Origin of the sequence: Thermosynechococcus sp. JY1331 (genome assembly GCF_031583475.1) — a bacterium.
Lineage (GTDB): Bacteria > Cyanobacteriota > Cyanobacteriia > Thermosynechococcales > Thermosynechococcaceae > Thermosynechococcus.
Window position 1 is genome coordinate 359,525 of sequence record NZ_CP134180.1, and the last position, 14,394, is coordinate 373,918.

At 53.1% G+C, this 14,394-nt stretch carries 11 protein-coding genes; 2 read left to right on the forward strand and 9 right to left on the reverse strand.

Translation table 11 applies throughout. From position 1 onward, the window contains the following. Positions 1-2: 2 nt before the first annotated feature. The 5 genes from RHJ31_RS01695 to cutA form a co-directional block, all read right to left on the reverse strand. The gene (locus RHJ31_RS01695) at positions 3-1,529 is read right to left on the reverse strand and encodes an NYN domain-containing protein (protein ID WP_302677130.1); all 1,527 of its coding nucleotides are present in this window, start codon (positions 1,527-1,529) and stop codon (positions 3-5) included. A 75-nt stretch (positions 1,530-1,604) separates the two neighbouring features. Next, positions 1,605-3,074, reverse strand: a complete 1,470-nt coding sequence (locus tag RHJ31_RS01700; protein ID WP_302677131.1) for a glycosyl hydrolase family 57 — start codon at positions 3,072-3,074, stop codon at positions 1,605-1,607. A 3-nt stretch (positions 3,075-3,077) separates the two neighbouring features. After that, a complete protein-coding gene (locus RHJ31_RS01705; RefSeq protein ID WP_302677132.1) occupies positions 3,078-4,259 on the reverse strand; it encodes an ABC transporter permease in 1,182 nt (393 codons plus the stop codon). 70 nt (positions 4,260-4,329) lie between these two features. Beyond that, entirely contained in the window at positions 4,330-5,496 is a 1,167-nt protein-coding gene (locus RHJ31_RS01710; RefSeq protein ID WP_302677133.1) for a DarT ssDNA thymidine ADP-ribosyltransferase family protein, read from the reverse strand. 2 nt (positions 5,497-5,498) lie between these two features. Further along, the gene (gene cutA, locus RHJ31_RS01715; protein WP_315862970.1) at positions 5,499-5,807 is read right to left on the reverse strand and encodes a divalent-cation tolerance protein CutA; all 309 of its coding nucleotides are present in this window, start codon (positions 5,805-5,807) and stop codon (positions 5,499-5,501) included. An 84-nt stretch (positions 5,808-5,891) separates the two neighbouring features. Between cutA and RHJ31_RS01720 the strand changes: the two genes are divergently transcribed. Further along, positions 5,892-6,986, forward strand: coding sequence for a beta-ketoacyl-ACP synthase (locus RHJ31_RS01720; protein WP_302677135.1), 1,095 nt, complete (start codon positions 5,892-5,894; stop codon positions 6,984-6,986). On the opposite strand, the gene dxs is transcribed toward RHJ31_RS01720, so the two are convergent. The 3 genes from dxs to RHJ31_RS01735 form a co-directional block, all read right to left on the reverse strand. Further along, entirely contained in the window at positions 6,983-8,896 is a 1,914-nt protein-coding gene (gene dxs / locus RHJ31_RS01725) for a 1-deoxy-D-xylulose-5-phosphate synthase (RefSeq protein ID WP_302677136.1), read from the reverse strand. The genes RHJ31_RS01720 and dxs overlap by 4 nt on opposite strands. A gap of 104 nt (positions 8,897-9,000) precedes the next feature. Continuing rightward, positions 9,001-9,579: a hypothetical protein gene (locus tag RHJ31_RS01730; RefSeq protein WP_206200810.1), complete on the reverse strand. Its 579-nt coding sequence runs from the start codon at positions 9,577-9,579 to the stop codon at positions 9,001-9,003. A gap of 77 nt (positions 9,580-9,656) precedes the next feature. Further along, entirely contained in the window at positions 9,657-10,172 is a 516-nt protein-coding gene (locus tag RHJ31_RS01735; protein ID WP_302677137.1) for a cofactor assembly of complex C subunit B, read from the reverse strand. A gap of 147 nt (positions 10,173-10,319) precedes the next feature. On the opposite strand from RHJ31_RS01735, the gene RHJ31_RS01740 reads away from it, so the two are divergent. Then, positions 10,320-11,738 (forward strand): sugar transferase, encoded by a 1,419-nt coding sequence (locus RHJ31_RS01740; protein WP_315862971.1) that lies wholly within the window; start codon positions 10,320-10,322, stop codon positions 11,736-11,738. On the opposite strand, the gene RHJ31_RS01745 is transcribed toward RHJ31_RS01740, so the two are convergent. Beyond that, on the reverse strand, positions 11,691-14,219 hold the full coding sequence (locus tag RHJ31_RS01745; RefSeq protein WP_302677139.1) for an EAL domain-containing protein: 2,529 nt from the start codon (positions 14,217-14,219) through the stop codon (positions 11,691-11,693). The genes RHJ31_RS01740 and RHJ31_RS01745 overlap by 48 nt on opposite strands. Between the last annotated feature and the right edge of the window lie 175 nt (positions 14,220-14,394).

Below are 14,394 nucleotides of genomic sequence, written 5' to 3' on the forward strand. Positions count from 1 at the left end.
GCTTACTTGGGTACAGAAACAGATGGCTCAATGAGTGCCCGCAACAGTTCTGGTTTCGGATGCGCCCCTACCCGTTCAAAAAACACCCGAAGGGTCTGATCTAGCCACTGCGCCAGTGCTGCATAGCTTGCGGGAAGGGTTGTGATTTTCGCAGCAACGAAATAGCGATCGCCACTGTGGGGAGCTGGCACAAGAATATTGGCCGCTTGGCAGTTATTCAAGGCACTTTCAATTTGACTGCGACCAATCTCCGCTGGGGCGGTTTGCTCAATCATGGCGGCCAGTTCTTCTAGGGTGGCAGCGCAATCGCGATGGTCAAGGAGCCACGCTAAAACATAGGCTAAGGCTGGGGGTTGGGCGATCGCCACCCGTTCGTGACTGAGCAAAGCGCGATAGGTTGCCAGACTATGGAGGGGACGCTTTTCAAAATTGGCCATCACCACAGCACTGGGGGGAAGATGCTCCCGTAGGCCAAGACGCAGTTGATTGGCACTGCCCTGCCGATGAAAGACGCAGAAGATCGTGTTTTTACAGACGTAGCGCAAGTATTCCGAGAACTTGACCATCCCCAACTGCAAAATGTCAAAGTTGGGCAGCAGGGCTTGTACCGCCCCTTGGACTTTACTAATGGGTAGCCCTTCCTCCCGCAGGAGCTTGCCACACTCCGAATCACGGCGGTACCAATCGAGAATCTGCCGCGTTTTGGCGATCGCCCCCTCGGCATGGCGAGCCAAACTGACACTCAAGTCCGCACACAAACGACGATTATCAGGATCTAAGGGAATGGCGGAGGGTGGGATGCTGGGCGGCGGCGCTTCAATGGGGGGAGCGGGACTGGCGACAGGTGGGCGGGGTTTTACGGTTGGATCAGGGATGTGGACAAAGGTATCACAAATGGCCTGAAAACTCTTGCCAGCCGCATCTTCGTAGGCGCAGCCAATGACTGTTTTGCCGTACTGCCGTAACTTCTTGGCAAGGGAGCCAAAGCCACCATCGCCGGAGACAATCACAAACGTATCAAAGCGGTCATCTTGAAAAATCAAATCCACCACATCAATCGCCAATTGAATATCAGCAGCATTTTTGCGATTTTCGTAGGAAAAACCAAAGACCTGTACAGGCTCAATGCCCAATTGGTGCATTTCCCGGCGCAGTGACCCAAGGCGAGCATCACTCCAGTTGGCATAGGCACGTTGCAGCAGCACCCGCTCGATGGGGTAGGCTTGGCGAATATGGGCTTGGATGGCAGCGAGGGAAATTTTGGCCACATCTGCGGCTTTGATGTTGTAGCCTTTGATCAGGTTTTCAATGTCGTAGAAAATAGCGGTACGACGCGAGCCATTCCCAGAAGTGCGGGTTTCAAGGTGTTGCAGTCTTTCCTCTAAACGTTGGAGGAGGTCTTCGATCTGGGGGGTTAGGGAATGACGTTGACGATCTTGTACCCAAGTGCCCACCAATGCCCCCGCAGAACTGACCGCCACCACAGGAAGCGGTTCACGGGTAAGGGCGACGGCGAGGGAACCCGCCACAATCGCTCCTAAAGGAGGTATGCACCAGTTCTGCCATGCCATAACTTATTTTACGAATTCTTGGAAAACTCCCTCTCAAACGCTGGTTTCTTGCAACAGTGCCATCCCGCGATCGCAAATCGTTTTTGCATAGTCTGTCCAGCGGCCACTGCCCCAGTAGCGAAAACAACTGGTTTGCGATGTCAGCACATAGAGGAGCGCTTCGCGGTAGGCAGGGCTTTGGGTCACTTGCGGGTCAGCCGCCACCAAAGGATCATAGATGCGGTGAAACTCGGCACTCAGGCGTTCCATCGGTTGCAGAACGGTCTCATAGCCCTTGACCCAACTGAGGTGATTCGTCCAAGAGGCACCCTCCATGGAGAAGTGGGGATTGGTTTGTTCAAGGTGGGCGATCGCTGCCGCAACCCTTTCTGGCGTTATCGGGCTATCCCCTAAGGTCTGCCAGAGTAGATGTTGGTGTACCGCCTGACAGCGAGGAAAGCGATCGCTAGTCACCCCCTGAGCCGCCAAGAGGGCAAGGTACTCACTGCCATTGAGACCCACCACCCCTGCCTGCGGATTCGCTTTTATCTCATGCCACACCGGCATAAAATCGCGGGGATATTCATTCATCATCACACCACTGTTTTCACCATCGGCAATTTGACTCACACAGGGGGGACCGAGGGGAGCCTGCCAGTGAGTGGCCAGATGCTTAGCTTCGTGATAAGGCTGCATTTGCGCCACAAGTTTCGTATCCGAGCCTTGGGTTTTAATCAGCACCGTTATTTCCGCCACCTCTCCTTGGGAGTTGCGCGCCACAAGGACATTCGGTACATACTTGGCAGCGTAGGGTAGCGGCGACCCATCCAACTGTTCAACACTGTGCTCCTGTACCAGCAACCAACTATATCCACAGCGTTTGAGGCAGGTCACCAAGGTAAAGAGCGTATCCGGATGGTTGGGCAAATGCATTTCTGGCAGTGAAAAGCCCTGTACCCTTTGCAGCGCTTCAACGCCAAAGAGGGCTACAAATTGATGCTGCCAAGCGCGAATATGCAACTCAATGTCAGCGATTGGAGTGGAGGGAATCACCGCATGTCCCCAGCAGGTGCCCAGCCATTCCACGTAGGGAGCATAGGCATCCACAGTAATCCGCCGCAGGGCGTCCAGTACCTCCTCCTGTCCCATCTGCTCCAGCCCCCAGAGGAGGTTGCCGGAGTAATCGAGCATAATCCGCGGTTGACAGCCCTCAGCCACCAACTGGGGAATCCAGTCCCCCATGCGCCGATAACACCAGAGAAATTGGGTCGCGTTGTGATTGTCCCCCTCGTGGGGATGCATCAGCATATACTGCAAGTGACTGATGAGGCTGCCGCCCTCCCCCGCTGGAATGGTCGGCTGGTGCATATGGAGGGCACAGGCAAAGGCGGCGCGAATAGAGGGGAGCATTTGGGGGGGCAAGGGGGGGCAACGGGGCACTTCACTCAACGCCTGTTCCCAACCACTGAGGACAGGTTCTCCTTGAGGCGGACAGGTTGACCAAGGGAGGGTAGGGCGGGGCATGATTCAAGCTCGAAAAACTTGGGCGGGATCAAGGCGCATCACTTTTTGAATCGCCAATAGGGAAGCACTGACACACATGGCGACGGTGGCACTAAAAACGGCGAGGGCAAGTTGGGGAGTCATGATAATTTGGATGGCACGGGCTTGCATGGTCCACATCCCCAGTCCCCAGCACAGGCCTAAACCGGGCAGATAACCCAGTACGGCCATCCACAGGGCTTGCTCAATAATAATGCGATACAAGTACCCGTCAGAAGCCCCCATTGCTTTGAGGGTGCCATACTCCTGTAGGCGATCGCTCACCGAAGAATAGAGAATTTGACTGACAATGACCACCCCTACAACCACGCCAACCCCTGCCCCCAGTCCTAAGATAAACCCCACACTGGTACTGGCTAGCCAATAGCGCCGCGTCATTTCAGTCAGGGCAGCACGACTCAGCACTTGATAGTTGGGAAAGGCTGCCCGTAAGCGTTCCTGCACCTTTGCTAAATCCTCCCCCGACTTGGCTTTCACCATGACATAGGTGATGCGAGTACTGGGGGACACCAACGGCAGAAATTCGGGTACCGGCTCACTGGTATCAAACCGAGGGAAGTTTAAGTAAAGGTTCGCAGTTTCCAGCGAAGTAAAGACATAGGGGCTAGAGACAATGGATTTGACACCGCGCGTCCAGCCAATGACTGTCGCTGGGTAGTTATTCACGCGACCTTGCTCCCCTAGAGCCGTAAGGGAAAGGGCATTAAGGTCAATGCGATCCACGATGACACTGTAGGGTTCTTCTAGCTCCGTCAGGGTTGCACCAGCAACTGTCGTCAAGGGCAGCAAGGTGCCTGTCGGTTCAATACCCACCACCTGCACTGGATCGATCGCCTCTGTCTCTGAACGGCGCCACATCGCTGACTGGATCAACAGAGGTTCTGCGGCTGCAACCCCTGCAACTGCTTGGGCATCGAGGACAACTTGATACTCAATAGGCAACGTTAAGCCAAAATAGCGCAACTCACTGGAGGCAATCCAGAAATCCGCTTGACTTTTGTTCACCAAGAGTGTGGCCGATCGCCCAAAGCCCTCAAGGAGTCCAGTTTGAACTGTGACCAGACTGACGGCAAACGTGATGCCTAGTTGAGCCACGAGAAAGCGGCTAAAGTCTTCTAAGAGATTTTTGCGGGCAAGGGAAACCATTTTTCTATCTTAAGTTTGCGATGGGGGCATGTCTAGACCGTGCTAGGCAGTTGGGGAAAAAACGGCCACCTTAGGCGGCTAGTAAAAAATCCCTAGTTAAAAACTCTGCTGGTACCTCTTGTTCTTGGGGCAAGTAAATAGCCACTTGAATCTGCATTTGTGAAAGATAACGACACATCAGGGGTCCTGTTTCCCGCCAGTCTAGACCCCCCAAGCCACAGCCAAGGGCGGGAACAGCAAGAGATTGAATGCCTTCTGCTTGATAGCTATCCACTAACCATTGCAAACCTCGCTCAATTCCTGTAATGTCAGACGATTGTTTCCAGTGAGTTTTAGTCGGAAAGAGTAAGAACCATTTATTGGCATTTAAGTTGGGTAAACTCAAAGGTTCATCCGCTAGATCGCTGTCTAGAGAAGCTTCACGCTTATACAAATAGGGTTTCCCCATTGTAAGTTGCTTTTTCTTGCAGACATCTTGATAGACGACGTACATATCCGGAAATTGATATTTTGCCCGTGAGGCTAATCCCTTACCCATTACACCGACGGTATTGACACTGATTGTTAAGGTTTGCATTTGGGAGAAGAACATATCTCCATCCACCCAAGATAGATGACTCGTAATTGCAGCACGTCGTCGGGGTTGGAAAAACATGTGGGGTTCAACTACGACTTCAACAGAACTGAACTGTTGTCGAAGGCGCTCTGCCATCTCCTGACTTGCAACATAAACAGAATGAATCTCAGTGGGGGGAACCACTTTTGGAACCAAGCATTCCGCCATAATTTTTCGCTTTGTACCATCTTCAGTTTTCCACCAGTCATTATTGAGAATGCTCCAATAATCGCGATGGATGATTTGTAGTCCAGTTTTAGCATCGCGGATTTCAGTAACGGAGTGGGCTGCATTCCCTAAAGCAATGAAGGTTCCTTTGATATCTAGGACACGGGGTTTAATTCCTAAAATGACAACATTGTTTTTATTGATTTCACTTAATACTTTATAAAGCATGGGATTTCGGGGTTGAAAATAGAGGTTGGCATATTGCCATAGACTCTGACCATTTGGTGTGAGGCGGTCTTGCCGACGCGCAACGATGTCTGCGTTATAGATAGGTGTCGGGGAAAGACCGCGTTCTACGACTTGCTCATGTGCAAGAATGCCGTGTTGGAATATAGAGGAGAGGTTGTCGATATGGGTAATGTAATATAAGCTTTTGATCTTGGGTTCAGGCATTCTTAACCTCTAGAGATTTTTTGAGTTTGTTCTTTGACCCAACTCAAGTAAGCAGGAGAACCGGCAATGATTGGCAGGGCAATGATCTCTGGAACTTCATAACTGTGTAATGCCAGCAGGCGATCGCGCACTTGCTCAAACAGGGCAGTGCGGGTTTTAATGAGCAGTTGCCATTCGGGATCGCGATGTACGGTTCCTTGCCAGCGGTATATTGATTGAATAGGCAGAATTTGCACACAGGCAGCGAGGTGCTCAGCCACGAGTTGATTGGCTAAAGAGAGTGCTTCAGTTTCCGTAGCAGTGGTAACCATCACCACACAGTACTCTGTTGCCGTTTCCAAGCCTAGGATCCTCGCGTCACGATGTCGATGATCATATCTTGAACCAATTGGGCAGTGAATGTTGTTATTACTGGGATTGGGCTGTGGACAGCGCTGGGGGACACCGCGATCGCCACGTGGCAGCGCTACTGTCAGGGGAAAACGGCACTCATCGCCACGCCTGACGGACTGGTGGGAGCAACGACCTTACCGATTGAGAAAATTATTGCAACGACAACGACTCAAGCGCTCAACGATGCAAAATTAACCCCTCCTCTAGACAGTGCTGGGGTAGTGGTCGGGTCAAGCCGTGGCTTCCAAGCGCAGTGGGAAACATGGTTACGGCAGCCTTCTCTATCGCGAGAAACATGGTTACAAACCTTGCCAGCAACTGTCTCGCAGCAGGTAGCACAAATTGTGGGCATTCAGGGGATAGTTCTCAACCCCACAGCGGCCTGCGCGACGGGACTGTGGGCGATCGCCCAAGGGGCACTGTTGATTGAGCAGGGTTATTGTGATCTGGTGTTGGCGGGAGGGGTCGAGTCCGCCGTCTCGCCCTTAAGCTTGGCCGGGTTCCGCCAGTTAGGGGTGTTGGCTCAGGCGCGGGCGGCTCCCTTTGATCGCCAGCGGCAGGGATTTGGCTTAGCGGCCGGTGGTGCCATTGTCGTCCTAGAATCCGAGGCACGGGCGCGATCGCGGGCTGTTACACCCTATGCGCGAATTGCTGGGGTAGGTCTCAGTGCCGATGCCGAGCATATGGCTGCCCCCAGTGTCCATCAAACCGGTGCTCTCCTAGCCATTCAAAAGGCCTTGGCTCAGGCGGGGTTAACACCGCACCAGATCGACTGTATCCATAGTCACGGTACGGGCACACGGCGTAACGATGCCGCTGAAGCCACTTGGATTCAAACCCTTTTTGGTCAAGGGGTTGCGGTCACCAGTCACAAAGGTGCCCTTGGGCATACCCTAGGTGCTGCTGGCGCGATCGCGATCGCCCTCTCCTGTCTGTCATTACGGGCACAGGAGATTCCCCCCTGTGTTGGCTGTGAGACTCCCGACTTTGACCTCGACATTGTCCAACACAGCCGCACTGCCCCTTTAGGCCACATTCTCTGCTGTAGCTACGGCTTTGGTGGTCAGAATGCCGTGATTGTTCTAGCGCATCCCTAGGAGGCAGTGACCACCCTTCGTTGAGCAACCCCAAACTTTTGCATGATCGTTTTAGCCATTTGTGGGGGTGTGAGTCCTAAGTCAGCTTTTGATTCCTCAGGACTAGCGTGCTCAACCAAGATATCCGGTACCCCCAAACGCAACACAGGCAGCAGAATATCCGCCTCTTGGAGTGCCTCGAGTACCGCCGAGCCAAAGCCCCCCATCAGGCAGCCTTCTTCTAAGGTGACCACGCGGCCAATTTGTTTCGCCAAAGGCAGAATCAACTCAGTATCTAGCGGTTTGGCAAAGCGGGCATTGATCACTGCGGCACTCATGCCGTGTTCCTTGAGGATTTCTGCCACTTGCATCGCCGGATAGACCATTGAGCCGTAGGCCACCAAGAGAATATCTTCACCGGGGCGCAGGAGTTCCCCTTTGCCGATTTCGAGGGGTTCCCAGCCTTCCTCCATGAGGGCGACACCATAGCCATTGCCCCGGGGATAGCGTAGGGCGATCGGGCCATCGGTGTAGTTGATGCCCGTTACAATCATGCGTTGCAATTCCGCTTCATCCTTGGGTGCCATCAGCACCATATTGGGTAGGCAGCGCAAATAGGCAATGTCGTACATCCCTTGGTGAGTGGGGCCATCGGCACCGACAATCCCCGCCCGATCCATGCAGAAGAAGACGGGTAGCTTTTGGATGCAGACATCGTGAACAATTTGGTCGTAGGCGCGCTGCAAGAAGGTGGAGTAAATCGCCGCTACGGGGCGCATGCCTTGGGTGGCCATGCCGGCGGCCATTGTTACGGCGTGCTGCTCGGCAATCCCGACATCAATATATTGGTTGGGCACCCGTTTTTGGAGGATATCTAGCCCTGTACCCGTGGCCATCGCCGCTGTAATGCCAACAATGCGCGGATCGTTTTCTGCGAGTTTAGTCAGGGTTTCGCCAAAGACTTTGGAGTAGCTGGGGGGCTTGGGTTTGCTGGAGGGTTTGGCCTTACCAGTGACGAGATCAAAGGGGTTTTGTGCATGGTAGCCCACCTTGTCTTTCTCGGCGATCGCGTAGCCTTTGCCCTTAACCGTTGCCACATGAACCAAGACAGGACCGGGAATCGTATGGGCATGTTGGAATGTGGTAATGAGTTCTTCCAAATTGTGGCCATCCACCGGACCAACGTAAGTAAAGCCCAGTTCCTCAAAGACGGCGCCCACCTTAGGAACCGCAAGGCGTTTCATGCCCTCCTTGATGCGCTGCATCTCCGGGGTTAGGTTTTCACCAAAGAAGGGGATATGTTTGAACTGCTCTTCGAGGTTATCAGTAATAAATTGCACCTGCGGCGAGAGGCGGATTTTATTCAGATAGCGGGGAATCGCGCCCACATTGGGGGAAATGGACATCTCATTGTCGTTCAGCACCACCATCAGGTTGGTGTGGGGCAAGTGGCCGGCGTGGTTAATCGCTTCTAGCGCCATCCCCCCAGTTAGGGCACCATCACCAATAATGGCCACGACTTTGAACTTCTCTCCCTTGAGATCGCGGGCGATCGCCATCCCCAAAGCTGCCGAAATACTCGTGGAGGCATGACCAGCGCCAAAGTGATCAAAGGGACTTTCGCGGAGGTTGAGATAGCCAGCAATTCCTCCCTTTTGCCGCAGGGTATGGAAGTTGTTGTAGCGACCCGTCAACATTTTGTGGGGGTAGGCTTGGTGCCCCACATCCCAAATCACGCGATCTTTATCTAAGTCAAGGGTTTGGTAGAGTGCGAGGGTGAGTTCGACAACCCCCAAGCCTGGCCCAAGGTGTCCTCCCGTGGCCGCCACCGTTTCCAAATGTTTGTCGCGGATTTGGGCGGCAATTTGACTCAATTGGGCAATGGACAACCCATGCAACTGGTTGGGATGGGTGAGTTCACTTAAGTGCATAGAAACCCGACCTCGCAAGATACCTAGGAGCGATAGCCTACCGCTGACCACAGAAAAACTATCTGTTGACTGATTCTAGCAAAGTCCCCGACCGAAGTTGGGCATTATTTCGCCCCTAGACGCGGTGAAAAGCCGCAATAATCCCGAAACAGTTGATCATAAATTTCTAACGCTGTTTCATAGAGTTCGCTCAATTCACGAATTTCTTCCGTGGATTCATTGGTGTAATTTTCCACCAACCAAATCACCCATTGGTAAAATCGCTCCCGACCCCACTGTTGCCAATAGTTGGCGAGAATTCCCCGCGCAAGGTCAGTTCCCAACCGTTTGGGGTAACCGTGGCTTGTGGCCAAGTCTTGGAGATCCCCTAGGAAGCGTTCGGTCATCGCACTGAGGTGACTCAGGGACATCTGAGCACATTGACAAGCCCGCTCAAAGGCGGCGTTGGTCTCTAGGGAACTGGGCTTGACCGTTTCAGCCATCAAGCGACCATGACTATCTACCTGACGCTCGACAGCGCAGTGGGGAACTTTAGTGAGGGGGTAGCCTTCACAGGCGAGATACACCCGAAAGTTTTTCTCTAAACAATCCACTTCTTTAGGACTGAGGTGGATGTCGAGTTCAAGCAGGAGTTGACCAAAGGTACGCTCATCAGTGGTGGTGGTGGTTTGCGAGTAGGTCATCGCGAAGTCCCTCACAGGTCGTCAAAAGATTATCCTGTGATCTTTTTTTGGTTATGCACCTCAGCCAAGAAGGCAGCCTACAAAGCTCCCAACACCGTGTCCTCGAAAGTCATTAGTTCATCGCGGTGTCCCTCTAGGGTGACTTGGGTACCGATCGCATGGGGTTGCAAAGAGAGTTTGACGGTTTCGAGCCGCTGGGCACCTCGCCAATAGAACCAAGGGGCAATGGGGGTTAGACCAATGAGACCAAAGGCCAAAATACCGCGATCGGGAAAGAGGACGGTCAACACAAGGGCGATCGCTGTGGCACCGGAGACGGCAAGGCCAAAAAGCAATGCGGCCAAAAAGGGACTAGCGGCAACATTTCCCTGAAACGTCACTTCACTGCCATCAGCACTGACGGTATGCAGGCGGTAGCCCCGCTGCTGGAAATACTGCTTGAGGCGGGGAGCAAGTTCAGCAATGGGCTGGGCAATGAGCCATTCTTTGGTTTCAATGCGTTCTTTGGTGGAGGCACGAATAAAAAACACAAATCCGACGGCCAAGAGGCTGGTGAGCAAGAGGGTGGAAGGGTAGATTAAATCACTGGACATGGGGTCTTGAGGGATTTTAGTTCATGGGCTGTCTATCCTTCATTCTCAAGCATTTATTGGGGTCTGCAAAGAGATATTGCACCGCGATCGCCCCTTGGGGTTCTGCGGAATACTAAACCCTAGCCATTGTTGTTGTGTTGCTCCATGATGCGGTCTCAAGCTTCCCCCCGTGATATTCGGGCACCTCGCTGCCGTCGGGTCTGGTTGCGCTCAGAAACGGCCTTTGCCCTGCTGCTGTTGACCAGTGACCTCGTGGGGTTGGTGTTGGCTTGGAAGTTGGGCTTACAACTCAATCGCTTCTATGCACCCTTGCCCCCTGATTTAGCAGCGTGGTTCTGGCTGGGATTGCCCAGTGTCTTTTGGTTCTTTGCCACTGGTCTATTGTTTTTGATTGCTGTGAGTGGGCTATATCACCCGCGCGGCCATTGGAAAAATTATCTGCGCCTTGCTAAGGTGTTGAGCCTGGGCTATTTGTTGGCGCTGGCGATCGCCTACTTCTATGACCCCACCGTAGATTTACCCCGCTCGCTGTTTTTTAGTGCTTGGGGTCTCAGTGTGGTTTTCGCGGTGATCTTGCGCTTAGCCGTGAGTCTGGCGTTCAAAATTTGCACCCTACGGCAACCGATTCGCGCTTTTCTGGTGGCGCCCCCGGAGCGACAGGAGCATCTCAGCCGCCTACTAGAGCAACGCTCGAACTATAAGATTGTCGGCAGGGCGATCGCCACTATGGCCAATGAACCCGAAACCGTGACCGAGATTCTCAACTGTCAAGCCCAAGAGGTGATTGTAGAAGGCCTCCCCCCAGCCCATCTCGCTTCAGCCCTCTATTGGCAACTACGCCAACATGGCATTGCCCTACGGTTGATCCCCTCCAGCTTGGAAATGCTTTACCGCCGCGGCACCCCGGAAATTGTGGCGGCTTTGCCCACCCTGCGGGTAGATATGACGTATCTCAATGGTTGGGAATATCGGCTGAAGCGCTATTTGGACGTGATTTTGGCACTCGTTGGCATTGTGGTGCTGGCACCCCTCTTTATTGTGGTGGCGATCGCCATCAAACTCACCTCCCCAGGGCCTGTCTTTTTCCGCCAAGAGCGGGTAGGACTCCACGGCCAAGTCTTTCAGATGTGGAAATTTCGCACCATGCGAGCCGATGCCCCGCAACTCCAAGCGCAGTTGGAAGCACAAAATGAATCCGCCGATGGCATTCTCTTCAAGGTCAAAAACGACCCCCGCCGCACGCGCCTCGGCAGTTTCCTGCGCAAGACCAGCATTGATGAACTGCCGCAACTGTTTAATGTCCTTTGGGGAGACATGAGCTTAGTGGGGCCGCGGCCGCTACCCCTGCGGGATGTTGCCCGTTTTCATTCTTGGCACCATATTCGCCATCAGGTGATGCCGGGGATTACCGGGCTGTGGCAAATTTCTGGCCGCTCTCAAATTGGCAATTTTGATGAAGCCGCCCGCCTTGACCTTTACTACATCGATAACTGGTCTTTGAATCTGGATTTGGAAATTCTAGTGGAGACCGTGCGCATTGTGCTCTTTGGTAGTGGGGCGTATTAGGTGCGGCAACAATTGGCTGGCAAATAACTGTTCCACCTGTTGAGCTGAGAGGGGGCGGGCAAAGAAATAACCTTGGCCATAGTTACAGCCGAGGGCTTGGAGCACACGATATTGTTGACGGGTTTCGATGCCCTCCGCCACCACCTTTAGTCGCAAAGAATGCGCCAGCATGAGAATCGTGTGCACAATTGTCGCCGAAGATTCCTCACTATTGAGGGCGGAAATAAACGTGCGATCAATTTTTAGTGTATCAATGGGAAAACGGTGCAAATAACTCAGGGAAGAATAGCCCGTGCCAAAATCATCCATATACAGGCCAATGCCCATGGCGCGAATTTCCTCAAGGGTGGCGATCGCCACCTCCTTGTTGTCAATCAAGATGCCCTCGGTCACCTCAAGGCGCAGTCGCTCAGCGGGAAATTCTGTTTCTGACAAAATTGATCTTAAGTTGAGCAGCAGATCCGCTTGCTGGAAATGACGACCGCTGAGGTTGACACTAATGCTTAAACTGCGACTGCGGGGAAACACCTTTGACCAGCGTTGCATTTGCCGACAGGCTTCTGCCATCACCCACCAACTAATGGGTAGGATCAGACCCGTTTCTTCGGCGACAGTCATGAATTCACCGGGGGAGACGATTCCCCGTTCGGGATGTTGCCAGCGCAGCAGCGTTTCAAAGCCGACAATATTGAGCGTTGATAGATCAACAATCGGTTGATAGTACACCAAAAATTCATCGCGCTCTGCCGCCCGTCGCAGATCAGTTTCCATTTGCATCAGGGCAATGCTCTGGGCACGCATCGTCATGCTAAAGACTTCATAGCGAGCTTTGCCCAAGGATTTCGCGCGGTACATGGCGGTATCCGCATCTCGCAATAAGTCCTCAGCCGTTTTGCTTTCCTCGCTGGGGAAGGCAATGCCAATACTGGCACTGGTAAAGACTTCATGCCCCTCAAGGAGAAAAGGACGGCTCAGAGCCACTAGCACTCGTTCTGACACTTCGATCGCTTGGGCGGGAGTCGTTAACTCCTCCAAGAGAATGGCAAATTCATCACCCCCAAGGCGGGCGATCGTGTCCTCAGCGCGGGTACAGGCCGTCAGTCGCTGGCCAATGCCAATCAGGAGTTGATCCCCAGCTAAGTGCCCCAAGCTATCGTTGATCACCTTAAAGCGATCCACATCTAAAAACAGCACCGCAAAGAGGGAGTTGGGGCGCCGCACGCGGCGGGTAATGGCTTGCGTCAGCCGATCCATAAAGAGCACCCGGTTGGGTAGCCCCGTCATGGCATCGTGGAGGGCATCGTGGAGAATTTGCTCCTGAATCAAGTGGTACTCTGTGACATCGGTCATCGAACCGGCCATGCGATAGGGCTGCCCCTCTTCATTGCGCAGGGCTTTGCCCCGCGATCGCATCCAACGGTAACTGCCATCGGCGTGTTTAATCCGAAACTCACACTCAAAATGGGGACGGGTACCGAGAAGATGCTCCTTCATGCTCTGGCGTAGCCGCTCTAGGTCATCGGGGTGGACACGCCGCCACCATTCCTCGATGGTGGGTTGTAGGGTACCGGGGGTTTCGCCAACCAGCAGTTCCCAGCGGGGAGAATAATACATCGAGCGATCGCTAATCTGCCAATCCCAAAGGCCATCATTGGCGCCCTCAGCCGCCAGAGCATAGCGTTCTTCACTAATGCGCAGGGCGAGTTCAGAACGTTTGCGTTCAGTAATATCGGTAATGTAGCAGCGAATTAATTGGCTCTCCCGCAGCAGATGGATTGTCACTTCGTAGGTGCGATCGCCAACGTTGATTTCTTCAACAGAAAATCGCTTTTCCTGCAACGACCAGCTTTTGAGGCGCGATAGCAGCGGATGCTGCACATCTGGTTCCCCAAGATCGGGAAATTCCTGAATGGCCGCTGGGTTGAGATAGGTAATTTGGCCATTGGGGGCCAGTTCAATGATCGGATAGGGACTTAACTCTGGAAAGGAGGACAACCGCAGCAGTTGGATTTCGGTCACCTCAGACATTTCACTGCTGACGAAGGCACCCCCCCAAGAGGCCACGTCTTGATCTGAGATACTTGATGCTTCGAGGGCGCGGGTGTAGCGATTGAACCCGGAGTCAGAAATATTGGCGATCGCGTGGTAGCGGGCACGCACATCACCGCCAAAGACGATCAAATCCTTATGCTGGAGAATGTGGGATTGACAGGGCTTGCCATTGACCGTCAGACCATTGACACTGCGCTTCCCTTGTAAATCGCCATCAATGAGGCGAAAGAAAAAATTACCACTGCTGGGATCCAAAACCCGTAGCAAAACAGCGTGCTGACGGGAAACCATTGGCGACTTAAGAACAATCGTATTGCTAGGATGTCGCCCAATTGTATAGGTACTGGCTTCCAAGGGAATGGTACGCCGACCCTCTTGATCCTCAATAACGAGGAGATGGCGCCACTTCTTCGGCGGATCAGACTTCACATCAATGGCCTCGGCAAATTGTTATGAGGAAACGGTTTTCACTAGAAACTCCCCAATTAAACCGGTATTGATGAAGAGACTCACTTCCTATTCTAGGACGTGAGATTTTATCCTGTTTACAGAAAATTTACTGGGTTGCAGTGCAGTCTTTATCCTGACAATACTTAGAATAAGT

What these genes read in the sequence shown, in the direction of transcription:
- RHJ31_RS01710 (WP_302677133.1), bottom strand. Translation starts at nt 5,496, where the DNA reads ATGCCTGAACCCAAGATCAAAAGCTTATATTACATTACCCATATCGAC.
- RHJ31_RS01705 (WP_302677132.1), bottom strand. Translation starts at nt 4,259, where the DNA reads ATGGTTTCCCTTGCCCGCAAAAATCTCTTAGAAGACTTTAGCCGCTTT.
- RHJ31_RS01735 (WP_302677137.1), bottom strand. Translation starts at nt 10,172, where the DNA reads ATGTCCAGTGATTTAATCTACCCTTCCACCCTCTTGCTCACCAGCCTC.
- RHJ31_RS01700 (WP_302677131.1), bottom strand. Translation starts at nt 3,074, where the DNA reads ATGCCCCGCCCTACCCTCCCTTGGTCAACCTGTCCGCCTCAAGGAGAA.
- RHJ31_RS01740 (WP_315862971.1), top strand. Translation starts at nt 10,320, where the DNA reads ATGCGGTCTCAAGCTTCCCCCCGTGATATTCGGGCACCTCGCTGCCGT.
- dxs (WP_302677136.1), bottom strand. Translation starts at nt 8,896, where the DNA reads ATGCACTTAAGTGAACTCACCCATCCCAACCAGTTGCATGGGTTGTCC.
- RHJ31_RS01730 (WP_206200810.1), bottom strand. Translation starts at nt 9,579, where the DNA reads ATGACCTACTCGCAAACCACCACCACCACTGATGAGCGTACCTTTGGT.
- cutA (WP_315862970.1), bottom strand. Translation starts at nt 5,807, where the DNA reads ATGGTTACCACTGCTACGGAAACTGAAGCACTCTCTTTAGCCAATCAA.